The following is a 25,734-nucleotide window of genomic DNA, read 5'->3' on the forward strand; positions in this document are numbered from 1 at the left end:
CGCGCGTCAGGCCTGCGATCCGCGGTGGGCCCAGCCCGTGGTGTGCTTCTCGACCACGCTGAAGAGTTCGTACATCAGCATGGCCATCGCGCCCACCACCATCAGGCCCGCGAAGGCCAGGCCCATCTGCATGGCCGAGCCGGCCGAGATCAGCAGGTAGCCGATGCCCTCGTTGGCGGCGGTCATCTCGCTGACCGTGGTGCCGACGAAGGCCAGCGTGATCGCGACCTTGAGCGAGCCGAAGAAGTAGGGCATGGAGCGCGGCAGCCCGATCTTGACGAGCACGTCCCAGCGCTTGGCGCCGAGCACGCGCAGCACGTCCTCCAGTTCGGGCTCGAGCGTGGCGAGGCCGGTGGCGATGTTGACCATGATCGGGAAGAAGCTGATCAGGAAGGCGGTGAGGATCGCGGGTCCGATGCCGATGCCGAACCACACCACGAGGATCGGCACGAAGGCGGCCTTCGGCAGCGCGTTGAAGGCCGTCATGAGCGGATAGATCGCGGCATAGGCCAGGCGCGAGCTGCCGATCACGAAGCCCAGCAGCACGCCCACCACGATCGCCAGGCCGAAGCCCGCCATCGTGACCCAGTAGGTGCGCCAGGCATGGCCCGCGATGATTCCCTTGTATTCCCAGAATTGCTCCCAGATGCGCAGCGGACTCGGAAAGATGAAGTCCGACACGCCGAAGCCCGCGCAGATCACCTGCCACAGCAGGATCACCGCCACGAGCAGCAGCCAGGGCGACCAGCGTTCGAGTTGCTTGGTGTTCTTCATGGCCGCTTCCTCAATGTGCCGCCGCCGCGGGGGCGGTGGCCGTCGTGCCGCCGCGGATCGCGCCGATGTGGCCGCGGAGCTCCAGCACGATGTCGGTGAATTCCTTGGTGTAGGTGAGTTCGAGTTCGCGCGGGCGCGGCAGCTCGATCTCGCGCTTGACCACGAAGCGGCCCGGGCTCTTGCTCATCACGTAGACCGTGTCGGCCAGGAACACCGACTCGCGCAGGTCGTGCGTGACCAGGATCACGTTGAACTGCTGCTCGGTCCAGAGGTCGCGCAGGATGCACCAGAGCTCCTCGCGCGTGAAGGCATCGAGCGCGCCGAACGGCTCGTCGAGCAGCAGCATCTTGGGCTCGTGGATCAGCGCGCGGCAGATGCTCGCGCGCTGCTGCATGCCGCCCGACAGCTGCCACGGGAACTTGTCTTCATAGCCGGCAAGGCCCACCTTCTGCAGCAGCTTGCGGGCGCGCTCCTCGTACTCCTTGCGCTTCGCCTTGAAGCTCGAGCGGTAGGGCTCGACGATCTCCAGCGGCAGCAGCACGTTGTCGACCGTGGTGCGCCACGGCAGCAGCGACGGCGCCTGGAACGCCATGCCCGAGATCTTGAGCGGCCCGGTCACGGGCTGGCCGTCGATGCGGATCTTGCCCATCGACGGCATCTTCAGCCCCGTGGTGAGCTTCATGAACGTCGACTTTCCGCAGCCCGAGGGGCCGACGATGGCGATGAACTCTCCGCGCGTCACCTGCAGGTCGATGGCTTCGACCGCGAAGTGGTTGGCGCGCAGCAGCTCCTCGTTGTAGGCGAGCCAGACGTCCTGAAATTCGACGAAGGGGGCGGCAGCCGCGGCGTTGTTGTTCGATGCGCGCGCCATCACTTGCGAAGGACCCCGCTCAACTCGGCCGCGGGCGGCAGCATCGCGGCCGTCCACACGGCTTCGGGGACCACGCGGGTCTTGGTGTTGAAGGCGTCGGACACCTGCGAGGCCATCAGCGACAGGCGGCCCGCGTTCACCGCGCCGAAACCGTCGGCGCGCGCGTCGGGGCTGTTGATCACGGTGTCGATCGCGAGCTGCAGGCGGCGCGTCTCGAGCTGGCTGTTGATGATGCCGTCGCGCGCCTTGACCGATTCGATCGCCATGGCCGGATTGGCGATGACTTCCTTGGCGCCCTTGGCAAACGCCGCGAGGAATCTCTTCACCGCCTCGGGGTTCTCCTTGAGGAGCTTCGGCGACGCGATGATCACGTTGCCGTAGAGCTTCACGCCGAAGTCGGGGTAGGGCAGGATCACCACGTCGGCCGCCTTGGCGCCGCGCGCCTCGAGGTTCAGGAGCGACGTGAAGGTGAAGCCGGTGATCGCATCGATGTCGCCGCGCACCAGCATGGTTTCGCGCAGCGTGGGGTCCATCGCGGTCCAGTTGACGGCGCCGATGTTGTTGGCCTTGGCGAAGATCGGGAACGCGCGGCGGCCCGCGTCGAACACCGGCGCGCCGAGCTTCTTGCCTGTGAGGTCGGACGGCTTGGTGATGCCGCTCTTCTTGAGCGCCATGACCGAGGCCGGCGTGTTGTTGTAGACCATCATCACCGCGACCGGCTTGTTGGGGCTGTCGGGGTTGTTGGCGTGGAATTCCATCAGCGCCGCCAGATCGGCGAAGCCCATGTCGTAGGCGCCCGAGGCCACGCGCGTGACCGTGCCGCCCGAGCCGTTGCCCGCATCGATCGTCACGTCGAGGCCTGCCGCCTTGAAATAGCCCTTGGCCGCGGGATGGAGGAACAGCGCGGCCGGTCCCTCGAAGCGCCAGTCGAGCTGGAACTTGATCGGCGTCGTGGTCTGGGCCAGGGCCGGCGAAAGGCCGAGGCCGAGTGCCGAGGCGGCGAGGAAGGACTGGAGCAGTTGGCGCTTGTTCATTGCGGGACCCGTAAATGTGAATGCTTCGGCATTCAAGCAAAAACGGTGCCCGCACGCGATTGGTGCGAACCCTCTTCGGTCACGAGCGTGGTGCATGGCATGCACCGGTGCGGGGATTGCGCTGGACGGTCGAAGGTGCAGGCACCAAAGCCGGGCCTCCATGGCAAACTCGCCGCCACAACAACGTCGCTGCAGCGACGGTCTCCAGGGAGGAATGCCTATGTCATCGAATCGACGGCCCGGTCGCGGCCGGTGGATGGAGCGGCCGGCCGTGCGCCGTTTCTTGTGGCGCCTGGCGCTGGGCCTGGCGGCCTGCGGCATGGCCGCGACGGCACACGCCGAGCGTTGCGCCATCGTCAAGGTCGGCGAGACGCCGATGGTGCGGGTGCACGGGCACTACCAGATCACGGCGCTCGTCAACGGCGAGACGCCGGTGGATTTCACGGTGGACACGGGCGCGGAGACCAGCATCGTCAATGTCGATCTTGCCGAGCGCCTGGGCCTGCCGGCGCGGCCGGGGCGCCGGATCTTCCTGATCGGCACCGATGGGCGGCGCGGAAAGGCGTATCCCAAGGTGACCATCGAACGCCTCGCGTTCGCGGGAATGGAGCGCCAGGACGTGGCCATGGCACAGCACGACAGGAAGGTCGAAACCCCGCCACGGCCGCAGGGGACCATCGGCGCGGACCTGCTCTCGGGCTTCGACGTGGAGTTCGACTTTCCCAACGAACGTTTGTCGCTCTACCGCGTGAGCCATTGCGCGCCGGGCGACAGCGGCTTTCGGCCCTGGAATGTGCCACACGACGTGGTGCCGCTGAAGCGCTCGGCGAAGAGCATCGTCTCGCTGCCGGTGGTCCTCGAGGGCATCGAGCTCCAGTTGGCGCTCGACACCGGCGCCATGCGCTCCAAGCTCTCGTTGAAAGCCGCCGCCCAAAAGCTCGGGATGGACCTCGAACGCCTGAAGAACGAGGCGCCCGAGAGCATCAGCCGCAGCACCCACGGCACGCCGATGCGCAACTACGCGCACCGCTTCGGCAGCGTGCGCATCGGCCAGGGCAACTTTCGCAACGTGGTGGTCAAGGTGTCCGAGATCCAGGTCGATCCCTACGACGGGCTGCTGGGCCTCGACTTCCTGCGTTCGCGCAAGGTCTGGATCTCGTATGCCACCCGCCAGTTGCTGGTGCAGCGCAGCCCGTGACGCGTCAGGCGGCGCCGCGGCGCCCCGTTACTTCAGCGCCGTGTTCGCCTTGGCCACAGCCAGCGCAGTCATGTTGACCACGCGCCGAACGGTCGACGACGGCGTGAGCACATGCGCCGAGGCGGCGCCGCCCAGCAGGATCGGGCCGACGGTGATGCCGTTGGCGCCCGTCATCTTCAGCACGTTGTAGAGGATGTGCGCCGAGTCGAGGTTGGGGCACACCAGCAGGTTGGCCTCGCCGCTGAGCGTGGTCTCTGGAAGCGCCATGCGGCGCACTTCCTCGGACAGCGCCGTGTCGCCGTGCATCTCGCCGTCGCATTCGATGTCGGGCGCCATCTGCGCGAACAGGTCGCGCGCCAGGCGCATCTTGCGCGCCGAAGCGCGCTCGGAGGTGCCGTAGTTCGAGTGCGAAAGGAAAGCGACCTTCGGCGGCAGCCCGAAGCGGCTCACCTCCTCGGCCGCCATCAGCGCGATGCTCGCGAGCAGTTCGGCGCTCGGGTCCTCGTTGACGTTGGTGTCGGTGATGAACACCGTGCGCTTGTCGAGGGTGAGCGCGTTGAGCGTGGCAAAGCCCGGCGCGCCGCGCTTCAGGCCGATCAGGCTGCGGATGTGCTCCAGGTGTGCATCGAAGCGGCCGACCAGGCCGCAGATCATCGCGTCGGCGTCGCCCAGGTGCAGCATCAGCGCGGCGATGATGGTGTTGGAGCGGCGCACCATCGACTTGGCCGCCTCGGGCGTGGCGCCGCGCCGGCCCATGAGCTTGTGGTAGCTCTCCCAATAGGTGCGAAAGCGCGGATCGTCCTCGGGATCGACGATCTCGAAGTCGGTGCCGGGGCGGATGTGCAGGCCCGCCTTCTCGATGCGCGCCTCGATCACGGCGGGGCGCCCCACCAAAATCGGCTGCGCGAGGCCCTCGTCGACGGCCCACTGCGCCGCGCGCAGCACGCGCTCGTCCTCGCCTTCGGCATAGGCCACGCGCTTGGCGGCCGCGATCTTGGCGGCGCCGAACACCGGGCGCATGAACATGCCGGTCTGGTAGACGAAGCGCGTGAGGTGCTGGCGATAGGCCTCCATGTCCTCGATCGGGCGGGTTGCCACCCCCGACGCCTCGGCCGCCTTGGCCACGGCCGGCGCGATGCGCAGGATGAGCCGCGAGTCGAAGGGCTTGGGAATGAGGTAATCGGGCCCGAAGGTCAGTTCCTGGCCCGCATAGGCGGTGGCCACTTCCTCGCTGATGTCGGCCTTGGTGAGTTCGGCGATCTCGCGCACGCAGGCGAGCTTCATTTCCTCGGTGATCTTGCTCGCGCCGCAGTCGAGCGCGCCGCGGAAGATGTACGGGAAGCACAGCACGTTGTTGACCTGGTTCGGGTAGTCCGAGCGGCCGGTCGCGATGATGCAGTCGGGCCGCACGGCCTTGGCCAGTTCGGGGCGGATCTCGGGCTCGGGGTTGGCCAGCGCCAGGATGATCGGCTGGGCGGCCATCGACTTCACCATGTCGGCGGTCATCACGCCGGGCGCCGAGCAGCCGAGGAACACATCGGCACCGTCCACCACGTCGGCCAGCGTGCGCGCGCCGGTGTCCCGCTGCGCGTAGCGCGCCTTCGACTCGTCGAAGCCGCCGGCGCGGCCGGTGTAGATCAGGCCCTTGGAATCGCAGGCGAAGATGTTCGCGGGCTTCGCGCCCAGCCCGACCATCACGTCGAGGCAGGCGATGGCGGCCGCGCCGGCGCCCGAGACGGCGATCTTCACGTCCTCGATCTTCTTGCCCACGAGCTCCAGGCCGTTGATCAGCGCCGCGGCCGAGATGATGGCGGTGCCGTGCTGGTCGTCGTGGAACACCGGGATGTTCATGCGCTCGCGCAGCTTCTTCTCGATGTAGAAGCACTCGGGCGCCTTGATGTCCTCGAGGTTGATGCCGCCGAGCGTGGGCTCGAGCGCAGCGATGATGTCGACCAGCTTGTCGGGGTCGGTCTCGGCCAGCTCGATGTCGAACACGTCGATGCCCGCGAACTTCTTGAACAGGCAGCCCTTGCCTTCCATCACCGGCTTGGCGGCCAAGGGGCCGATGTTGCCGAGGCCCAGCACCGCGGTGCCGTTGGTGACCACGCCCACGAGGTTGCCGCGCGCGGTGAATTCGGCCGCCATCGACGGATCGGCCGCGATGTCGAGGCAGGGGTAGGCCACGCCGGGCGAGTAGGCGAGCGACAGGTCGCGCTGGTTCAGCAGTGCCTTGGTCGGCGTGATCGAAATCTTGCCCCGGACCGGAGCGCGGTGGTATTCGCGCGCTGCTTCGCGAAGTGCTTCTTCTGCGGGGGAGAGAGGTGCAGCCATGAAATGTCTCCTTGTTTCTGTCGGGCAACGAGGCTACCGCAAAACCAGCGCCGGATCGGGACCGGGGAATGCCGAAAACGCCTGAACCCATAGCGAAAGGGGCGGGCGGTTCGCTACACTCCGCAACCTGTAAACCGGGGCCGGATTCTGTCGGCCGCGGTTACGTTTTTTTGCCGCGCCGCAAGCCAGCGGGCCGGCCATCGTCCACAACAACACACGAACGAGAACGAGGGCAGCGCATGACACCCGGACCTTTCACCACCGCCGAGCCCGACGTCGTGGTCATCGGCGGCGGCCCTTCGGGCTCCACCGTGGCCGCGCTGCTGGCCGACAAGGGCCACGACGTGGTGCTGATCGAGAAGGCGCAGCATCCGCGCTTCCACATCGGCGAATCGCTGCTGCCGATGAACATGCCGCTGTTCGACCGGCTCGGCGTGCGCACCGAAGTGGAGGCCATCGGCCTGCGCAAGCATGGTGCCGAGTTCGTGTCGCCCTGGCACGACCACAGCAGCCACTTCCATTTCGGCGAGGCAATGGACAAGAGCTTTCCGTATGCGGTGCACGTGCGCCGCTCGGAGTTCGACGAGCTGCTGTTCCGCCATGCCGGCAAGCGCGGCGCGCGCACCTTCGAGTGCCAGCGCGTCACCGGCGTCGACATGGACGTCGGCAAGGGCACGCCGGACAACCGCCCGCTCGTGAAGGTGAAGGCCGACGACGGGACCGAGACCCAGTGGCGCCCGCGCTTCGTGATCGACGCGAGCGGGCGCGACACGCTGCTGTCGAACCAGTTCGACGTCAAGCAGCGCAACCGCAAGCATGCGAGCGCCGCGCTCTACGGCCACTTCGTGAATGCCGAACGCCGGCCCGGCCGCTTCGAGGGCAACATCACGCTGTTCTGGTTCGACCACGGCTGGTTCTGGTACATCCCGCTGAAGGACGGCACCGTGAGCGTCGGCGCCGTGGCCTCGCCCGCGTACTTCAAGCGCCGCAAGGGCACGCTCGAGGCGTTCCTGATGGAAACCATCGCGCTCGCGCCCAAGCTCGCGGCGCGCCTCGCGAACGCCACGCTGGTCGACGGCGTCACCTCGACCGGCAACTACGCCTACGACTCGAAGTTCTGCCGCGGCGACCGCTTCATGATGGTGGGCGACGCCTACGCCTTCGTCGACCCGATGTTCTCGTCGGGCGTCTACCTCGCGATGAACAGCGGCTTCGAGGCGGCCACTGCGGCCGACCACTGGCTGCGCGGCGAGGCGAAGGCGGCCGAGCGCGCGTTCCGCCACTACGAGAAGGTGATGAAGCACGGGCCCCGGATGTTCTCGTGGTTCATCTACCGCATCACCTCGCCGGCCATCCGGCGGCTGTTCATGAACCCGCGCAACATCTGGCGCATGCAGGAGGCACTGCTGTCCATCCTGGCCGGCGACCTGTTCCGCAACACGCCGATCGGCCCGCGCTTCTGGGGCTTCAAGGTGACCTACTACGCGTCGTGCCTCGGCATCCTGCCGCAGGCCGTGAAGACCTGGGCCTGGCGCCGGCGCAACCTCAAAGAGTCTCTCGAAGCGAAAGCTTAGCTCGCCCCCGCTGCGTGCTCAGTCGGGCGCCACCGTGTGCTGGGCCAGCGCCTCAAGCGCGCGCACCAGCGCCGAGTGGTCCTGCTGGCCGTGGCCGAGCGCCGCGCAGGCGTTCATCAGCTGCGCCGCACCGGCGGTCTGCGGCAGCGCGACGCCGAGTGCGCGGGCACTTTGCAGCGCGAGGTTCAGGTCCTTCTGGTGCAGCGAGATGCGAAAGCCCGGCGCGAAGGTGCGCTTGATCATTCGCTCGCCGTGCACCTCGAGGATGCGCGAGCTCGCGAAGCCGCCCATCAGCGCCTGGCGCACCTTGGCCGGATCGGCACCGGCCTTCGAGGCGAAGAGCAGCGCCTCGCCCACGGCCGCGATGTTGAGCGCCACGATGATCTGGTTGGCCACCTTGCAGACCTGGCCGTCGCCCACGCCGCCCACCAGCGTGACGTTCTTGCCCATCTTCTCGAGCAGCGGGCGCACGCGCCCGAAGGTGCCTTCGTCGCCGCCGCACATGATCGTGAGGCTCGCGGCCTTGGCGCCCACTTCGCCGCCCGAGACCGGCGCATCGATGTAGCCGCAGCCGAGCGCGAGGATGCGCTTCGCGAAGCCCTTGGTGGCGATCGGGTCGATGGAGCTGCAGTCGACCACGATCTTGCCGCGCGAACCCTCGAGACCCTCGGCCACGCCCTGCGTCCCCGGTTCGCCGAACAGCACCTTCTCCACGTCGGGCGTGTCGGGCACCATGATGAAGATCACGTCGGCCCGGCGCGCCACCTCGGCCGCCGAGCCGCAGATCGTGGCTTTCGAGATGAAGGGCTCGGGCGTGTTGCCTTGCGTGTTCACGAAGAGCTCGTGGCCCGCGTCGAGCAGGTGCCCCGCCATGGGTGCGCCCATGATGCCGAGGCCGATGAATCCGATTTTCTGTTGCGTTGCCGACATGTCTTTCTGTCCTTGAATGTTGTTGTCCGTGTTCACTGCGGTGCGGCGGCCAGCGCCTCGCGCCAGCCCAGGCCTTCGGCGGTGGTGGCGCGCGGCTTGTACTCGCAGCCGATCCAGCCGTCGTAGCCCAGCGCGTCGATGTGCGCGAAGAGCCAGGGGTAGTTGATCTCGCCCGTGCCCGGCTCGCCGCGCCCCGGGTTGTCGGCGAGCTGGATGTGGCCGATGCGCGCGAAGTGCTTCGTGAGCGTGTTGCCCAGTTCGCCCTCGGTGCGCTGCGCGTGGTAGATGTCGTACTGCACGCGCAGGTTGGCCGAGCCCACCTCGTCGATCAGCGCGACTGCCTGGTCGGTTCGGTTGAGGAAGAAGCCGGGAATGTCGAAGGGATTGATCGGCTCCACGAGCAGGCGGATGCCGGCCGCCCCGAGCTCGCCCGCGGCCAGGCGCAGGTTCTCGACCACGGTCTTGTGCGCCGCGTCGTGGCCCACGCCCGCCGGCACCTTGCCGACCAGGCAGTTCACCTGCGGGCAGCCCAGCGCCGTGGCGTAGTCGATCGCCATCGCGATGCCTTCGCGGAACTCGCCGGTGCGGTCGGGATGGCAGGCGATGCCGCGCTCGCCCTTGTCCCAGTCGCCGGCCGGCAGGTTGTGCAGCACCTGCGCAAGGCCGTTGGCGCGCAGGGCGGCCGCGAGTTCCTTCTTCTCGAACGGATAGGGGAACAGATATTCCACCGCCTCGAACCCGGCCTTGGCGGCCGCCTCGAAGCGCTGCATGAACGGCAGCTCGGTGAAGAGCATCGTGAGATTGGCTGCGAACTTGGGCATGGCGTGGCTCCTCGTCAGTCCAGCATCTCGGCCGCCACCGCCGTGGGCGCGTCCGCCGGCGTCTCGGCCAGCGGTTCGAATTCGGCGATGTTGTCGATCTCGGTGCCCATCGCGATGTTGGTCACGCGCTCCAGCATCACCTCGATCACCACGGGCACGCTGAACTCGGCCATCAGCGCCTCGGCGCGCTGGATCGCCGGCGCGATCTCTTCCTGCTTGTTCACGCGGATCGCCTTGCAGCCCAGGCCCTCCACCACCTTGAGGTGGTCCACGCCGTAGCTGCTCTCGATGCCGGCGTCGGGGCCCGCATTGATGTTGTCGAAGGCGAGCTGCACGCAGTAGTCCATCTCGAAGCCGCGCTGCGCCTGGCGGATCAGGCCCAGGTACGAGTTGTTGACCACGATGTGGATGTACGGCAGCTTGAACTGCGCACCCACCGCGAGCTCTTCGATCATGAACTGGAAGTCGTAGTCGCCCGAGAGCGCGACGATCTTGCGCGTAGGGTCGGCCGCGCGCACGCCCAGCGCGGCCGGGATGGTCCAGCCCAGCGGGCCGGCCTGACCGCAGTTGATCCAGTTGCGCGGGTTGTACACGTGCAGGAACTGCGCCGCGGCGATCTGCGACAGCCCGATGGTGCTCACGTAGCAGGTGTCGTTGCTGAAGTTGTTGTTCATGCACTGGTACACGCGCTGCGGCTTCATCGGCACGTCGTCGAAGTTGGTCTTGCGCAGCATCGTCTTCTTGCGCTCGATGCAATCCTTGGCCCAGGCGCGACGGTCGGCGAGGCGGCCGGCGGCCTTCATCTCCTCGGCCACGGCCACGAACTGCTCGAGCGCGGCCTTCGCGTCCGACACGATGCCGAAGTCGGGTGTGAACACGCGGCCGATCTGAGTGGGCTCGATGTCCACGTGCACGAAGGTGCGGCCCTTGGTGTAGACGTCGACCGAGCCGGTGTGGCGGTTGGCCCAGCGGTTGCCGATGCCCAGCACGAAGTCCGAGGCGAGCATGGTCGCGTTGCCGTAGCGGTGGCTGGTCTGCAGGCCGCACATGCCGGCCATCAGCGGATGGTCGTCGGGAATCGCGCCCCAGCCCATCAGCGTGGGAATCACCGGCACGCCCGTGATCTCGGCAAAGCGCACCAGCAGGTCGCTCGCGTCGGCGTTGATGATGCCGCCGCCGGCCACGATCAGCGGGCGCTCGGCGGCGTTGAGCATGCCGATGGCCTTCTCGATCTGCGCACGCGTGGCGGCCGGTTTGTAGGGCACCAGCGGCTCGTAGGCATCGATGTCGAATTCGATCTCGGCCATCTGCACGTCGAACGGCAGGTCGACGAGCACGGGGCCCGGGCGGCCTGAGCGCATCAGGTGGAAGGCCTGCTGGAACACCTGCGGCACCTGGCCCGGCTCGCGCACCGTGACCGACCACTTGGTGACCGGCTTGGAGATCGACTCGATGTCCACCGCCTGGAAGTCTTCCTTGTAGAGCCGTGCGCGCGGCGCCTGGCCTGTGATGCACAGGATCGGGATCGAATCGGCCCAGGCCGAGTAGAGGCCCGTGATCATGTCGGTGCCTGCGGGGCCCGAGGTGCCGATGCACACGCCGATGTTGCCGGCCACCGCACGCGTGTAGCCCTCGGCCATGTGCGAGGCGCCCTCGACGTGGCGCGCGAGGATGTGCGAGATGCTGCCGCGCTGGCGCAGCGCCGAGTACATCGGGTTGATGGCAGCGCCGGGCACGCCGAAGGCCTGCGTCACGCCTTCTTTTTCCATCACCAGCACGGCGGCCTGGACCGCTTTCATTTTTGCCATGGGACTGTCTCCGTTGAAGTGGTCCCACTGTAGGAAGCGATGCCCGTTCGAAGAAGACAGCTGCAGGCCATAAAAGCTATTCCGTGGCGGAATAACTGACTACGATGCGTGGATGGACAGACTCTTGGCAATGGAAATGTTCGTGCGCGTGGTCGAGACAGGCAGCTTCTCGAAGGCGGCGCGCGAGTTCAACACCACCCAGCCCACCGTGACCAAGCAGGTCGCGGCCATCGAGGCGCGGCTGAAGGTGCGGCTGCTGAACCGCAACACGCGCGGCGTGAGCCTCACCGAGCCGGGCGCCCTGTACTACGAGAAGTGCAAGACGATCGTGCGCGACGCGGAGGAGGCCGACAGCATCGTGCAACTGCGGCAAAACCAGGCGCAGGGCCTCCTGCGCGTGGGCACCTCGGTGGCGTTCGGGCGCCGCGTGGTGGTGCCGCTCGCGCTCGAGTACATGCGCCGCCATCCGCAGGTGCAGCTCGACCTGAGCTTCGAGGACCGCTACGTCGACCTTGTCGCGCAAGGCATCGACGTGGCGATCCGCATGGGCAAGCTGGCCGATTCGTCGCTTGGCGCGCGCTACCTCGGCACCAACCCGTGGGCCATGGTCGCGGCGCCCGGCTACCTGAAGAAGCACGGCATGCCCCGGCGCGCGCAGGACCTCAGCGCGCATGTGGCGCTGATCTACAGCAGCGTGGTCGGCGACGAGTTCTGGCGCATGCACACGCCCAAGGGAGAGGCGGTGACCGTGCCGGTGTCGGGCCGCTTCCGCTCGAACAACCTGTCGGCCGTGCTGGCCGCGGCGCGCGACGGTCTGGGCATTGCGCTGATGCCGCGCTACGTGGCGAGCGAGTCGCTCGCCGCCGGCAAGGTGACCGAAGTGCTCGGCGACCATGCGCTGCCCGAGCAGGAGATCCACGCCGTTTTTCCGTCGCCCAAGCTGGTGCCGGGCAAGGTGTCGGGCTTCGTGGCATTCTTGCAGGGGCGCTTTGCCGAGGGTTGGTGGGCGGGCTGATCCCTCAACCCGCCACGAACGCCCCATGCAGCCCGAGCGGCAGCGCATACGGCAGCGTGGCCTGCGCGACCGGACCCGCCGCCAGCGCATCGGCCGCGAAGCACGAGAGCAGCGTCTTCTGCTGGCCGAAGTCGAGCGCGGTGCCCAGCACCCAGCCTGGGCCACCGCCGTCAGGCACGAAGACATGCTCCTCCACCATCGCCTGCCGGCCATAGCTGTAGCGCTGGCTGCGGCCTGTCTCGACGTCGGTCAGCGCCACCGCGGTGAAGCCGGGCCGGTCGGGCAGGGCTGCGGTCGCATGGACCACGCGGCGGTGGCGCAGGCCGGTGCGGCGCGGATCGATGCGTGGAAACTCGGCGTCGAACGGCAGCGTGGTCTGCGTGGCGCGGCCGGTGCCGAGGTCCAGCGTCGCGACCGTCAGCTGCGGCGTGGGGCGCTTCACCCAGCGCGCGCGCATCAGCTCGCGGCTGGTGGTGAACACCGTGGCGGCGGTGTCCGAACGCACGTAGTCGATGTGGATGCGCGTGCCGCCCGGCGCCTGCTCTTCCCAGGCGTTGCCGACATGGAACAGGAAGCCCGCGGGCAGTGCCAGCGTGTGGCGGCGCGCCCAGTCCTGCTTGTCGACCACCAGCACGCGCATCCCGAGCTCGGGGCGCCAGACATGCGCATCGAGAAAGCTCGCACCGGCTTCCTTGCGCTTCGGGTCGTACACGAGCGGCGGCATCAGGAAGACGAGATGCTGCGCGGTCACCGCGAAGTCGTGGACCATCGGCAGGTCGGGAACGGTGATCGCGCTGGCGCGGCGCAGCGCACCGTCGGGCGCGATCTCGTAGAGCGCCAGCAGGTCCTGGCCCGCGCCGATGCCGAAGTTCCAGACCGTGCCGTCGGGGTCCACGCGCGGATGGGCCGAGAAGGGCATGCCCGCGAAGTCGGGGCGCCAGGTCTTGAGGCCCAGCGTCTCGAGCGTGCGCGCATCGAGCCGCGTGGCCGAGCCGCCTTCCCACAGCGCGAGCAGCTCGCCCGCGAGCGGCAGCACGCTGGTGTTGGCCACGTTGATGCTGTCGGGCGAAGCCGTTGGCTCCGCGCCCGGCGGCACGGTGCCGAAGGCTTCGGCAAGGCGGCGGCCGGCGCGCAGCTCGGCCACGCGCTTGGGCGTGGCGACGTAGCGGCCCTGGTGCAGCACCTCGCGGCCATCGATCGCGAAGCGCTGCACCATGCCGTCGCCGTCGAACCAGTGGTGGTAGCGCTGGCCGCCGAGGTCGTGCCCGGCCGGGCCGTTGCGGAAAAGCGTACCCGCGACGGCATCGGGGAAGCGGCCGCGCACCGCGGCGCGCACCGGCGGGAAGTCGGCCGGCGGCGTGGCGAAGCCGGACTTCCAGCGCGCGGGGGCGGCCTCGTACGCGGCCTGCCAATCGTCGCGCCTGGCGGCATGCGAGCGCGCGGGCAGCCAGGCAGGCGCACCGGCCGTGGCCATCAGGCGCAGCAGGAGCGCGCGCCGTTGAAGCGGGGGTGCCATGGCGAACCTCAGCGCAGGTGGATGACGGCCGGAACGTCGTCGGCCTCGACGGGCAGTGCGGCGGCGTCGAACGCCGGCGCGCCGCGGTTTCCCTTGGCGTCGTTCGAGAAGCCGTAGCGTTCGAGCGGCAGGCCCATGGGGTTGGCGTCGAGCTTGCCATTGCCGTTTTCGTCGGCGAACACGCGCAGCGCATAGCGCCCCGGCGCAAGGTTCGCGAAGCGCAGTCGGGCCTCGCCACCGCGCAGCGCCGCGGTCTGTGCGGCCACGGGCTTGCCGCCGCCCGCGAAGGCTTCGGCGCTGTCGTACAGCGCGGCATACAGCGTGGCGTCGGCGGCGGGGCCGTCGGCCACGTGCAGGTTCAGGTCGGCGGCCATCACGGCCAGCGGCGACAGGAGCAGGGCGGCGCAGAGCATGCGCGGCCGGGGGAGCTTGGAGCGGAAGTTCATCAATCGGACCTCGTCGAAAGTTGGAGGTCCCGACCATCGCGCAGCGCGCGTTCGCTTCCCAGCGGCATGCGACGAAACGCCGCCTGAAGGGCGCGGGATGCGCTTCGCCGGTGCGAGGCGAAGCTGCAATGAATGCGCGGCCGGACAGCCGGCCGCGGCGGGCTCAGCCCTGCTTTGGCGGCACTTCCAGCTTGTCGGACGCCACGAACAGGCTCCAAGCCGCCATGAACAGCGCCGCAATGACCGGCCCGATCACGAAGCCGTTGATGCCGAAGAGCGCCATGCCGCCGATGGTCGACATCAGCACGATGTAGTCGGGCATCTGCGTGTCCTTGCCGACGAGCACGGGGCGCAGGATGTTGTCGACCAGCCCGATGACGAACACGCCCACGAAGATCAGCACGCCGCCTTGCCAGAACTGGCCGGTGGCCAGGAAGTAGATCGCCACCGGCGCCCAGATGAGCGCCGCGCCGACTGCCGGAAGCAGCGACAGGAAGGCCATGAGCACGGCCCACAGCAGCGCGCCCTGCACACCGAGAAACCAGAACGCCAGGCCGCCGATCGTGCCCTGCGCGATCGCCACCGCCACGTTGCCCTTCACCGTGGCACGGATCACGGTGGTGAACTTGTTGAGCAGGTACTCGGTGTGCGGCTGCGCGAGCGGAACGGCTTGGCGCATCGACTTCGACAGGCTGGCGCCGTCGCGCACCAGGAAGTACAGCAGGTACAGCATCACGAAGAAGCTGACCACGAAGTCGAAGGTGTTCTGCCCGATGGTGAGCGCCTGGCCTGCGATGGCCTGGCTGCCTTGCGCGGCGCCCGCCGAGATGCGCGCCTGCCAGGCGCCGGTGTCGCCGAGGTTGAAGCGGTTGAAAATATTCCAGATCCATTGCGGCAGCGCGTCGAGGATCTGCTGGAAGTAGGCCGCGAAGTTGATCTGCCCCGAGCGGATCTTCTGCGCCACCAGCGCCACTTCCTGCACCAGCGACACGCCGATCATCGCGAGCGGAAGGATCACGATGAACAGGCAGATCGCCAGCGTCGACAGCGCCGCGGCATTGCGCTTGCCCGGCATCTTCCTGAGCAACCACTTGTAGAGCGGCGTGAACAGGATCGCGAGCGAAACCCCCCAGAGCACCGCGCCGAAGAACGGCATCAGCACCCAGAGGAAGGCAACCGTGACGATGGCGAGGAGGGCGAGGAAGACGCCGCGCTGGAGTTGGGGTGTGTTCATACGTGAACCGCACTGTAGCCCAGCCCCGCGGCCCGGCCATGTCGGCCGGGGCCCTAGTCAGCGCCGTGTGCGCGCCGGCAGGGCCACGGGCGCCAGCGTGGCGCGCAGCCGGGCCGGCGCGTCGGGTGCGGCGGGCGGCGCCACCTCGAGCGCCCGCTCGACGTTGCCGATGTGGTCGATCATGAGCCGGCGTGCCGCATCGGTGTCGCCGGCCTCGAGCGCCGCGACGATTGCGCCATGCTCGGCGCACGACTGGCCGGCCTCGTGCTTCGACTGGTAGAGCGTGGCGGCCAGCGTGGTGCGGGCCGTCAGGTCGCGCAGCACGTCGACCAGCAGTTGGTGCCCCATCTGCTCGGCCAGGCAGACGTGGAAGTCCGCCAGCAGGAAGGCGCGCGTGGCGGCGTCGGCGCCCTCGATCGCGCGCTGCTCGTCGGCGATGTGGTCGCGCAGCTTGCGAATGGCCTTCTGCAGCGGCCGGCCTTCGCTCTCGGCGAGGATGCCCGCCTCGACGATGCGGCGCGCCGAGAACGCATCGCGCGCTTCCTCGGCCGAGGGCTCCACCACGTACCAGCCGCGGCGCGACTGTACTTCGACGAAGCCGCGCGCCTGCAGCTGCATCAGCGCCTCACGCACCATGGTGCGGCTGACCGCGAAGTTCTCGGCCAGCGCCTGCTCGCCGAGCCGCTCGCCCGGCGCGAGCTTCTGCGCCAGGATCGCTTCGACCACGCGCTCGGCGATGGCGGTGGGGGTAACGTCGTTGGCGGGGGCCATCGCGGTCAGTGGCTTGCCGCGCCGGCGGCGGCGATCGGCGCGGTGGCGGGAGTTTCGTCGGCTGGCACCTCGTCGGGCACGTAGGTGCCGTCGAGCACCGCATGGGCGCGCTCGCGGTCGATGTCGCCTTCCCAGGCCGCGACCGCCACCGTGGCGACGCAGTTGCCGATCAGGTTGCCGAGCGCGCGCGCAATGCCCATGAACCAGTCCACCGAGAGCACCAGCACCAGCCCGATCGCCGGAATGGCGGGTATCGCATGCAGCGTGGCCGCGAGCACCACGATGGCCGAGCCCGGCACGCCGTGCGCCCCCTTGGAAGTGACCAGCGCGATCGCCAGGATCGTGAGCAGGTCGCCCATGCCGATCGGCGTGTTGGTGGCCTGCGCGATGAATACCGCCGCCAGCGTGATGTAGATCGAGAAGGCGTCGAGGTTGAACGAGTAACCGGTGGGAATCACCAGGCCGACCGTCGAATCGCGGATGCCCATGCGGCGCAGCTTCGCCATGATCTGCGGCAGCACGCTGTCGGACGAGGTGGTGGCGAACACGATCGCGAGTTCCTCGCGCAGGTAGCGCAGCAGCTTCCAGAGGCTGAAGCCCGAGATGCGCATGACCGCGCCGAGCACCACGAACACGAACACCAGCACCGCGCCGTAGAACAGCACCACGAGCATGCCGAGCTGCTTGAGCGAGCCGATGCCGTACTTGCCGACCGTGAAGGCGATGGCGCCCAGCACGCCGAGCGGCGCCAGCTTGATGATGATGCCCATGATCTTGAACAGCACCAGCGAGAGCGCGTCCACCACCACCGCCACCGGCTTGCCGCGTTCGCCGAGCAGCGCGAGCGCGCAGCCGAACAGCACCGCGAACAGCAGCACCTGCAGCACGTCGCCGGTGGCGAAGGCGTTGACCACCGTGGTGGGGATCAATTTCATGAGGAAGTCGACCGTGCCGCCGCTCGTGAGCTTGTCGGCGTTCGAGGCGTAGGCGCTCATGGCGGTCGCGTCGAGCTGGCCCGGATCGACGTTCATGCCCACGCCGGGCTGGAACACGAAGGCCAGCACCAGGCCCATGGCCAGCGCGATGGTGGTGAGCACCTCGAAGTAGATCAGTGCCTTCACGCCGACGCGGCCCACGCGCCTCAGGTCGCCGGCGCCGGCGATGCCGTGCACCACCACGCAGAACACCAGTACCGGAATGATCATCTTGATCAGCTTGATGAACGCGTCGCCGAGCGGCTTGAGCTTGACGGCGAATTCCGGCACGAAGAGGCCGGCCAGCACGCCGAGCACCAGCGCGATGACGACCTGGCCGAAAAGGGATCTGGCGAAGCGGGGCATGTAAGGCTCCTTGGAGGAAGGGACGATGTTTGCATGCAAGGTTAGGTTTTCTTGCATACAAGAAATGTAGGCAACAAGGCCTTTGCGTTTCAGAGGGTATTCCCGGCGCCGCGCTGATTCAGACGGGCCGTGCGTCTCGCGATCGCAACGTTCCATGAAAACGCATGTGAATGAGAGGGGATTTAGCAGGATCGGCTTACATCTGTTTATAGAATCGGAATTGTTCTCGTTGCGATTGGCATTTGCGGGCGTGCTGGAACTCTCGCGTTGCACGTTCCGGGCCACCGCGGGCTCCCGTTCCCATTCCCGTACCCGTTCCCTCCTGCTCTCCTCGCTTTCATCTCCCATGCTTTCGCCGACCGCTTCCTCACTCCGCTTCGCCCTCACGCCTGTGGTTCGTCTCCTGCGCCAGGGGCTTGGCGCTTCGCTCTTGCTGGCCGCCGCCAGCGCCGCCGCGCAGACCCCGGCGCCCACGGGCTCGCAGCAACTGCATGAAGTGACGGTGTTCGGCGAGGCCGAAGCCATCGGCGGGCTGCAGAAGACCTATTCGGGCGGCCAGTTCGCGCGAGGTGGCAGCCTGGGCATCCTGGGCATCACCGACCTGATGAACGTGCCGTTCAGCACCACCAACTACACGGCCGAGCTGATCCAGAACCAGCAGGCGCTGAGCGTGGCCGACGTGGTGATGAACGACGCGTCGGTGCGGCCGCTCACCTCGCGCGGCGGCTTCGGCGACGACTTCCAGATCCGCGGCTTCACCGTGCCCAACGGCGACATCGGCATCAACGGTTTGTTCGGGCTGACGCCCACGACGCGCGTGCCGCTCGAGATGATCGAGCGCGTCGAGGTGCTCAAGGGACCGGGCGCGCTGGCCAACGGCGTGGCGCCCACCGGCAGCGTCGGCGGCAGCATCAACGTGGTGACCAAGCGCGCGGCCGACGTGCCGCTCACGCGCCTGACCACCACCTACATGAGCCGCGCCCAGTTCGGCACGCACCTCGACGTGGGCCGCCGTTTCGGCGAAGAGAACCAGTGGGGCGTGCGCTTCAACGGCGTGCTGCGCGGCGGCGAAGGCAACATCGACAACGGCAAGCAGGAGCTCGGCCTCGGATCGCTGGGCCTGGACTACCTCGGCACGCGGCTGCGCTGGTCGCTCGACGCCATGGCCAGCAAGGGCGACACGCGCGAGTTCCGCCCGCAGACCAGCTTTGCGGCCGGCATCACGCAGATTCCCGAGCCGCCGCCGGCGCGCCTGAACTTCTATCCGGGCACGCGGCTGGAAGACAACGTGAAGACGGTGATCTCGCGCGCCGAATACGACATCAACGACAGCACGACCGTCTACGGCAGCGTCGGCTACACCGACTTCGACTACATGCAGGTGTTCCCGAGCGGCCGCCCCAACGCGCTCGGCAACTTCAACGTCTCGAACGCCTACTACGACTTCTTCAGCAAGAACACCGCGGCCGATGCCGGCGTGCGCACCCGCTTCAAGACCGGCAGCGTGGGCCACACGCTCGCGCTGGGCGTGAACCTGCTCGACCAGGAGTCGGGCTACTTCTACGCGCAGTCGGCCCGAACCAACCCGTCGAGCCTGTACTTCCCCGCGCCGCTGCCGCCCGTGACGGTGCCGCGCACGGCGCCGGTCAAGTCGGGCGAGCTGAAGCAGACCAGCGTGGTGCTGGCCGACACGATGTCGTTCGCCAACGACCGCGTCCTGGTCACGCTGGGGCTGCGCGACCAGACCATCGAGCAGGAGAACTTCTCGCAGACCACCGGCGCCTCGACGAGCCGCTACAAAGCGAGTTCGGTCACGCCGCTCGCGGGCCTGGTCTTCAAGCCGGTGAGCAACGTCTCGCTCTACACCAACTACACCGCCGGCCTCACGCGCGGCGGCACGGCCGGACCGGGCACCGCCAACGTCGGCGAGACCTTCGCGCCGCAGAAGTCGAAGCAGTACGAGGCCGGCGTGAAGATCGACTGGGGCCAATTGACCACCCAGGCCGCCGTCTACCAGATCACCCGGCCGAGCAGCCTGACCGATCCGGTCACCAACGTCTACAGCTTCGGCGGCGAGCAGCGCAACCGCGGCCTGGAGCTCACGGCCTACGGCGAAATCCAGCGCGGCCTGCGCGTGATGGCCAGCGCGGCCTTCAACGACGCCAAGCTCACGCGCACGGCGGGCGGTGTCAACCAGGGCAACGACGCCGCCGGCGTGCCCGACCGCACCTTCAACCTGGGGCTCGACTGGGACCTGCCCGGCGTGCCGGGGTTGAGCCTGAACGGCCGCGTGATCCACACCTCGTCGGTGTACGCCGACGCCGCCAACGTGCTGCGCGTTCCCGCGTGGACGCGGCTGGACATCGGCGCGCGCTATGCGACCAAGGTGGCGAACAAGCCTGTGATCTTCCGCGCCAACCTGGAGAACGTGTTCGACAAGAACTACTGGGTCACCAGCACCTACGTTACGGTCGGCGCGCCGCGCACGCTGATGCTGTCGGCGTCGATCGACTTCTGACGCAAGGACGGTGAGTGCAATGCGCTGGGGAGTCCGCGGCGTCGGTCCGTTGATCTCGCGCATCGTGGCCGCCGTGTTCGGCGGCTACGCGGTGGCCGCGCTCGCGAGCGTGGCCACCGTCGCGCTGCCCGTGAGCCAGCCACAGGGGGTGCTCGCGGGCATGCTGCTGAGCTTCATCGTCTACACGGCGGCGGTGGTCTGGGTGTTCGCGGTGCGCAGCGCGCGCCGTGCCTGGGCGGGCCTGCTGGTGGCCACCGCCTTGCTGTCGGTTCCTGCATGGACGGTCTGGTCCGCAAGCCCTGCGCCCTGAGCCGCCATGTCGAACGAATCCCTCACGCCGCAGAAAGCCCCAGGCATCCGCCAGACGATGTCCGGCCTGCACATCTGGGTCGGTCTGCTGCTCGGCTGGGTGCTCTATGCGATGTTCCTCACCGGCACGGTGAGCTATTTCAAGGACGAACTCTCGCAGTGGATGCGGCCCGAGCTGCCGCACCAGGCCCAGGTGCCCGATGCCGCCGCGGTGGCGCAGCGCGTGGCCGATGCGCTGGCCGTCGCCGCGCCCGGCAGCCCGCAATGGAACATGCGCATGCCCGATGCGCGCAACAACAGCGTCGACGTGTTCTGGCGCACAGCGCAGCGTGAACCCGGCAGGCGCGGTTTCACCGAAGCGCACCTCGACCCCGCGACCGGCGCGAAGATCGCCGCGCGCGAGACGAAAGGCGGCGACTTCTTCTACCGCTTCCACTTCCAGTTTCACTACATGCCGGTGCCGTGGGGCCGCTGGCTGGCGGGGCTGGCCGCGATGTTCATGCTGGTGGCCATCGTGAGCGGCGTCATCACGCACAAGAAGATCTTTATCGACTTCTTCACCTTCCGCTGGGGCAAGGGACAGCGCTCTTGGCTCGATGCGCACAACGCGCTCTCGGTGTTCGGGCTGCCTTTCCACTTGATGATCACGTACACGGGGCTCGTCACGCTGATGGCGATGTACATGCCGTGGGGCCAGCAGGCGGCGATCAAGACCCCGGCCGAGCGGCAGCAGCTGTCGGCCGAACTCCGCGCCTTCGTCCCGCCCGGCAAGCCCAGCGGCAACGCGGCGCCCCTGGCGCCGGTCGACGCCATGGTGCGCCAGGCGCAGGCCGCCTGGGGGGCGGGCAACGTGGGCCGTGTCGCCATCACGCACCCCGGCGATGCCGCGTCGCGCGTGGCCGTGTCCCGCGGCGACGCAGGCCGCGTGTCGATGAGCCCGCAGGCCATGCTGTTCGAAGGCACCACGGGCAAGCTGCTCGAGGCGCGCGACGGGGTAGGCCCCGCTGCCGAAACGCGCGGGGTTCTGTATGCGCTGCACCTGGGGCGGTTCAGCGACCTCGCATTGCGCTGGCTCTACTTCATCGTCAGCCTCGCCGGCACCGCCATGGTGGGCACCGGACTCGTCATGTGGACCGTCAAGCGCCGCGCGAAGCTCGCCGATCCGGCCCGGCCGCATTTCGGCTTCTGGCTGGTCGAACGGCTGAACATCGCATCCATTGCGGGGCTGTCCGTCGCCATGGCGGGCTTCCTCTGGGCCAACCGGCTGCTGCCGGTGCAGCTTGAGCGGCGCGGCGATTGGGAAGTGCATGTGTTCTTCATCGTCTGGGGTGTTGCGCTGCTGCATGCGCTGCTGCGCCCTGCGAAGCGTGCCTGGACCGAGCAGCTCTGGACCGGGGCCGCAGCGCTCGCGCTGCTGCCGGTGCTCGGCGCATTCACCACCGACCGGCCGTTGTGGCAGAGCCTTGCCGACGGCGACTGGGTGTTCGCGGGCATCGACCTGGCGCTCTGGGTATTGGCAGCGCTGCATGCCGCGCTGGCCGTGCGTACCGCGCGCCATCGCGGGCGCGCGCCCGCCGGCAGGCGTTCCGCGACACCTCGCGCGGACCAGCGCATCGGCGATCCCGCATGACCCACGTGCTGATGCTGCTGTCGAGTGCGGCCGGCTTCGCGGCGCTGGCGCTCGCCACCGAACGCCAGCAGGACGAATTGTTGGGGGGCGCGCTGCCGGCCGGCGCTACGCGCGCGCTTCGGCTCACGGGCTGGGTTCTGCTTGCCGTGTGCCTCGCGGTAGCAGTGGGGCACTGGGGCTGGGGACTGGGCCTCGTTGCGTACAGCGGCCACACCAGCCTGGGCGCCGGGCTGGTGTATCTCGGCCTCGTGGCGAGCGCGCGAAGACGCCGGCGCTAGTATCTGCGGGATGCGAACACTTTCACTTCCGGGCGGTGGCGAGATGCCGGTGCTGGGCCTGGGCACCTGGCGCATGGGCGAGGTGGCGAGCCGGCGTGCAGCCGAGGTGGCCGCGGTGCGCGAGGCCATCGCGATGGGCTGGCGCCTGATCGACACCGCCGAGATGTACGGCGAAGGCGGCGCCGAGACCGTGCTGGGGCAGGCCCTTGCCGAGTCACTGCGCGCCAACGAGGTGCGGCGCGACGAGCTCTTCATCGTGAGCAAGGTGTATCCGCACAACGCGAGCCGGCGCGGCACGCCCGAGGCTTGCGCGCGCAGCCTGCAGCGGCTGGGCCTGGACACGATCGACCTGTACCTGCTGCACTGGCGCGGCAGCCATCCGCTGGCCGAGACCGTGGAGGCGATGCAGTCGCTCGTGGCCAGCGGGCGCATCGTGCGCTGGGGCGTGAGCAACTTCGACACCGACGACATGCAGGAACTCGCGCCGCTGATGCGCGGCGGCCCGCCCTGCGCGGCCAACCAGGTCTACCTGTCGCTCGGCGAGCGCGGACCCGAGTTCGACCTGCTGCCCTGGCTGCGCGAGCGCGGCATGCCGTTGATGGCCTACAGCCCGATCGACCAGGGCGCGCGGGCCGGCGACAAGGCCCTGGCCGAACTCGCGGCGCGCCTGAACGTCACGGCGGCGCAGCTCGCGCTGGCGGCCGTCATCGCCCGACCGGGCGTGGCCGCCATCCCGAAGGCAGTGCGCAGTGCCCACCTGCGCGACAACCTCGCGGCCGCCGACCTCGTGCTCGATGCCGAGGTGCTCGCCGAACTGGACCGGCTGCATCCGCCGCCATCACGCAAGCGGCCGCTGGCGATGATCTGAATCAGCGCGCGGTGGCTACGTTCGGCGGTCAGTGCGCGTCCGCGTGCTTTGCAGCCGCGATGACCGCCTCTTCGTCGTGCTTCGCGCCGTTGAGGAACAGGTTCAGCAGCACCGCCGCGATCGACGCCAGCAAAATGCCCGACTCGACCAGCGAGTGAATGGCATGCGGCATCCATTGCTTGAAGTTGGGCGCGATCAGCGGAATCATGCCGACGCCGATCGAGACCGCGACGATCATCGCGTTGTGGCGGTTGTGCTTGAAGTCCACGCCCGAAAGGATGCGGATGCCCGTGGCCGCCACCATGCCGAACATCACCAGGCCCGCGCCGCCGAGCACCACGGTGGGCAGAGATTCGACCAGCGCCGCCATCTTGGGCAGCAGCCCGAGCACGACCAGGATCACGCCGCCCGCCACGCAGACGTAGCGGCTCTTGATGCCCGTGACTGCCACCAGGCCCACGTTCTGCGAGAAGCTGGTGTAGGGAAAGGTGTTGAACACGCCGCCGATCAGCGTGCCCAGGCCGTCGGTGCGCAGGCCCTTGGCCAGGTCCTTCTGGGAGATCTTGCGTTCGGTCATCTCGCCGAGCGCGAGGAACATGCCGGTCGATTCGATCATCACCACGATCATGATCAGCGTCATCGTGAGGATCAGGATCGGATCGAACTGCGGCATGCCGAAGTGGAACGGCAGCACCAGGTCGAACCACGCGGCCTTGCCGACCTTCTCGTAGGTCATGAGGCCCGTGGCCGTGGCCACCACCGCGCCGATCACGATGCCCAGCAGCACCGAGATGTTCGCGACGAAGCCCCTGGCGTACTTCACGATCAGAAGAATCGACACCAGCACCAGTGCCGCCACGCCGAGGCCCGGCAGGTCGGCGTAGCGCGGGTTGGGCACCGTCGGCATGATCGCGAAGCCCTTGGGCACTTCGGGGATCGAGCTGCCGGGCGAGGTGACCTGCGCGAGCCACTTGGCGTACACCGGATCGACCAGCGCCGGCGCGGTGGGCCCGACCGGGTTGCCGAAGATCCAGTTGATGCCCACGCGCATCAGGCTGATGCCGATCACCGCGATGATGGTGCCCGTGACCACCGGCGGAAAGAAGCGCAGCATGCGGCTCACGAAGGGCGCGATCAGGATCGAGATGATGCCCGCACCGATGATCGCGCCGAACAGCAGCTGCGCGCCGCTCTGTCCCGGATTGGCATTGGCGATGGCCACCATCGGCGCGACCGAGGCGAAGGTCACGCCCATCATCACCGGCAGCCGGATGCCGAACCACTGCGTGGCACCGAGCGCCTGGATCAGCGTGGCGATGCCGCAGCAGAACAGGTCGGCTGAGATCAGCAGGGCTACCTCGTCGGGCGAGAGTTTGAGCGCACGGCCGACGATCAGCGGCACGGCCACGGCGCCCGCGTACATCACCAGCACATGCTGCAGGCCCAGCGCCGTGAGCTTGCCTGCGGGCAGGCGCTGGTCCACCGGATGGACTGTTGAAACAGTGGAAGAGGTCTCGGCCGTCATCGTGTATCTCCTGGCGCAGCAAGGGGAGAAAAGGCGCAGACGGCGCGTCGCGGCGTCCACAAAGTGTGTACGCGAAACTGTATACAATTTATGCGGCAATACGGATGCAGGAAAACCCGCATCACAGCGCGCAATGGTGTCGGGCTGTTTCCGGTGGTCCTAGGCGAGCAGGGCCTTGACCAGGTCGAGCTGGCGGTCGGGCTTGTCGGTGCCCAGCTCAAGGCTGGCTTCGATGCGTTCGAGGTGCTCGGTCATGCAGACCACAGCGCCTTCGACATCGCCCTTGCGGCAGATGCGAAGAAAGTCCGAATGCTCGTCCGACGAGCAGTGCGGATCGTTCGACGAGTGATACAGCATCGCGATCAGCGAGCTGCGCGCCACCAGTTCGCGCACCAGTTCCGTCAGCGTGTGGTTGCCCGTGGCTTCGGCCAGCGCCACGTGAAAGTCGCCCAGCACCTTCTCGCGCACCGTGCCCATGGCGGGGCTCTGGCGCAGCGCCGTGCGCTCGAACTTGATGTGCTGCTCAAGCACCTGGTAGTCGCGCGGCCGCGCATTCGCGATGAAGAGGCGGACCACTTCGCTCTCGAGGATGCGGCGCACCGCGAACACCTCGCGCGCCTCCTGCACCGTGGGCTGCGAGACGAAGGCGCCCTTGTCGGGGATCATCTCGATCAGCTTGTCTTTCGACAGCATCAAGAGCGCCGCCCGCACCTTGGTACGGCTCACCGAGTAGACGCGGCCCAGCGCTTCTTCGCGCAGCCACGTGCCGGGCGGCAGGCGCTTCTCGACGATGGCGGTGGCGATGTCCTGGGCGATGCTCTCGATGGAGCTGCCCCTATCGACAGCCGCGCCGCTTTCGGCGGGTGCGGCGATCGTTTCGGGAAGAGCAGGGGTTTTGGAGCTGGCGCGGGGCATGCGGAGATTGTGGCTCAGCGTTCGATGC

At 68.2% G+C, this 25,734-nt stretch carries 22 protein-coding genes; 8 read left to right on the top strand and 14 right to left on the bottom strand.

Features of this window, described 5'->3' with window-relative positions; genetic code table 11:
- Positions 1–6 precede the first annotated feature (6 nt).
- From AC3A6G_RS07030 to AC3A6G_RS07040, 3 genes are read right to left on the bottom strand one after another with little or no spacing between them, the layout of a single operon-like run.
- Complete coding sequence (locus tag AC3A6G_RS07030; RefSeq protein WP_487859553.1) at positions 7–774, bottom strand: ABC transporter permease; 768 nt, start codon at positions 772–774, stop codon at positions 7–9.
- 10 nt (positions 775–784) lie between these two features.
- Complete coding sequence (locus AC3A6G_RS07035) at positions 785–1,645, bottom strand: ABC transporter ATP-binding protein (RefSeq protein WP_487873408.1); 861 nt, start codon at positions 1,643–1,645, stop codon at positions 785–787.
- The gene (locus AC3A6G_RS07040) at positions 1,645–2,679 is read right to left on the bottom strand and encodes an ABC transporter substrate-binding protein (protein WP_487859555.1); all 1,035 of its coding nucleotides are present in this window, start codon (positions 2,677–2,679) and stop codon (positions 1,645–1,647) included. Before AC3A6G_RS07040 ends, AC3A6G_RS07035 begins: the two co-directional genes overlap by 1 nt.
- Positions 2,680–2,950: 271 nt before the next feature.
- Here AC3A6G_RS07040 and AC3A6G_RS07045 point away from each other — a divergent pair, with 271 nt between their 5' ends.
- Entirely contained in the window at positions 2,951–3,877 is a 927-nt protein-coding gene (locus AC3A6G_RS07045; RefSeq protein WP_487873409.1) for an aspartyl protease family protein, read from the top strand.
- Positions 3,878–3,904: 27 nt separating this feature from the next.
- Here the strand turns inward: AC3A6G_RS07045 and AC3A6G_RS07050 are convergent, their stop codons facing one another.
- Entirely contained in the window at positions 3,905–6,208 is a 2,304-nt protein-coding gene (locus AC3A6G_RS07050; protein WP_487873410.1) for an NADP-dependent malic enzyme, read from the bottom strand.
- A 239-nt stretch (positions 6,209–6,447) separates the two neighbouring features.
- Between AC3A6G_RS07050 and AC3A6G_RS07055 the strand changes: the two genes are divergently transcribed.
- Positions 6,448–7,782, top strand: coding sequence for an NAD(P)/FAD-dependent oxidoreductase (locus tag AC3A6G_RS07055; protein WP_487873411.1), 1,335 nt, complete (start codon positions 6,448–6,450; stop codon positions 7,780–7,782).
- 18 nt (positions 7,783–7,800) lie between these two features.
- Here AC3A6G_RS07055 and AC3A6G_RS07060 read toward each other — a convergent pair whose 3' ends face one another.
- From AC3A6G_RS07060 to gcl, 3 genes are read right to left on the bottom strand one after another with little or no spacing between them, the layout of a single operon-like run.
- On the bottom strand, positions 7,801–8,712 hold the full coding sequence (locus AC3A6G_RS07060) for a 2-hydroxy-3-oxopropionate reductase (RefSeq protein ID WP_487864210.1): 912 nt from the start codon (positions 8,710–8,712) through the stop codon (positions 7,801–7,803).
- Positions 8,713–8,744: 32 nt separating this feature from the next.
- Positions 8,745–9,533, bottom strand: coding sequence for a hydroxypyruvate isomerase (gene hyi, locus AC3A6G_RS07065; RefSeq protein WP_487864209.1), 789 nt, complete (start codon positions 9,531–9,533; stop codon positions 8,745–8,747).
- 14 nt (positions 9,534–9,547) lie between these two features.
- Positions 9,548–11,341, bottom strand: a complete 1,794-nt coding sequence (gene gcl, locus AC3A6G_RS07070) for a glyoxylate carboligase (RefSeq protein ID WP_487873412.1) — start codon at positions 11,339–11,341, stop codon at positions 9,548–9,550.
- A 112-nt stretch (positions 11,342–11,453) separates the two neighbouring features.
- Between gcl and AC3A6G_RS07075 the strand changes: the two genes are divergently transcribed.
- Positions 11,454–12,356 (top strand): LysR family transcriptional regulator, encoded by a 903-nt coding sequence (locus tag AC3A6G_RS07075; RefSeq protein WP_487859561.1) that lies wholly within the window; start codon positions 11,454–11,456, stop codon positions 12,354–12,356.
- A gap of 4 nt (positions 12,357–12,360) precedes the next feature.
- Here AC3A6G_RS07075 and AC3A6G_RS07080 read toward each other — a convergent pair whose 3' ends face one another.
- From AC3A6G_RS07080 to AC3A6G_RS07100, 5 genes are all read right to left on the bottom strand, one after another.
- A complete protein-coding gene (locus AC3A6G_RS07080) occupies positions 12,361–13,872 on the bottom strand; it encodes a carotenoid oxygenase family protein (RefSeq protein ID WP_487873413.1) in 1,512 nt (503 codons plus the stop codon).
- 8 nt (positions 13,873–13,880) lie between these two features.
- On the bottom strand, positions 13,881–14,318 hold the full coding sequence (locus AC3A6G_RS07085; protein WP_487873414.1) for a DUF2141 domain-containing protein: 438 nt from the start codon (positions 14,316–14,318) through the stop codon (positions 13,881–13,883).
- Between the two features lie 163 nt (positions 14,319–14,481).
- On the bottom strand, positions 14,482–15,552 hold the full coding sequence (locus tag AC3A6G_RS07090; protein WP_487859564.1) for an AI-2E family transporter: 1,071 nt from the start codon (positions 15,550–15,552) through the stop codon (positions 14,482–14,484).
- 57 nt (positions 15,553–15,609) lie between these two features.
- Positions 15,610–16,323 carry a GntR family transcriptional regulator gene (locus tag AC3A6G_RS07095; RefSeq protein WP_487859565.1) on the bottom strand — a complete coding sequence of 238 codons (714 nt, stop codon included), beginning with the start codon at positions 16,321–16,323 and terminating at the stop codon, positions 15,610–15,612.
- A 5-nt stretch (positions 16,324–16,328) separates the two neighbouring features.
- On the bottom strand, positions 16,329–17,663 hold the full coding sequence (locus AC3A6G_RS07100) for a C4-dicarboxylate transporter DctA (protein ID WP_487859566.1): 1,335 nt from the start codon (positions 17,661–17,663) through the stop codon (positions 16,329–16,331).
- A 346-nt stretch (positions 17,664–18,009) separates the two neighbouring features.
- Between AC3A6G_RS07100 and AC3A6G_RS07105 the strand changes: the two genes are divergently transcribed.
- The 5 genes from AC3A6G_RS07105 to AC3A6G_RS07125 are packed head-to-tail and all read left to right on the top strand — an operon-like array spanning position 18,010 to position 23,266.
- Positions 18,010–20,181, top strand: a complete 2,172-nt coding sequence (locus AC3A6G_RS07105; protein ID WP_487873415.1) for a TonB-dependent receptor — start codon at positions 18,010–18,012, stop codon at positions 20,179–20,181.
- 19 nt (positions 20,182–20,200) lie between these two features.
- Positions 20,201–20,491: a DUF3649 domain-containing protein gene (locus tag AC3A6G_RS07110; RefSeq protein WP_487859568.1), complete on the top strand. Its 291-nt coding sequence runs from the start codon at positions 20,201–20,203 to the stop codon at positions 20,489–20,491.
- Positions 20,492–20,497: 6 nt separating this feature from the next.
- A complete protein-coding gene (locus tag AC3A6G_RS07115) occupies positions 20,498–22,120 on the top strand; it encodes a PepSY-associated TM helix domain-containing protein (protein ID WP_487873416.1) in 1,623 nt (540 codons plus the stop codon).
- Complete coding sequence (locus AC3A6G_RS07120) at positions 22,117–22,398, top strand: DUF3325 domain-containing protein (RefSeq protein WP_487873417.1); 282 nt, start codon at positions 22,117–22,119, stop codon at positions 22,396–22,398. Before AC3A6G_RS07115 ends, AC3A6G_RS07120 begins: the two co-directional genes overlap by 4 nt.
- 10 nt (positions 22,399–22,408) lie before the next feature.
- Complete coding sequence (locus AC3A6G_RS07125) at positions 22,409–23,266, top strand: aldo/keto reductase (protein WP_487873418.1); 858 nt, start codon at positions 22,409–22,411, stop codon at positions 23,264–23,266.
- A gap of 28 nt (positions 23,267–23,294) precedes the next feature.
- Here the strand turns inward: AC3A6G_RS07125 and AC3A6G_RS07130 are convergent, their stop codons facing one another.
- Entirely contained in the window at positions 23,295–24,791 is a 1,497-nt protein-coding gene (locus AC3A6G_RS07130) for a nucleobase:cation symporter-2 family protein (RefSeq protein ID WP_487864199.1), read from the bottom strand.
- 159 nt (positions 24,792–24,950) lie between these two features.
- Positions 24,951–25,706, bottom strand: coding sequence for a GntR family transcriptional regulator (locus tag AC3A6G_RS07135; protein WP_487859573.1), 756 nt, complete (start codon positions 25,704–25,706; stop codon positions 24,951–24,953).
- Positions 25,707–25,734: the final 28 nt, after the last annotated feature.

Source organism: Variovorax sp. Soil_C_26 (genome assembly GCF_057657075.1).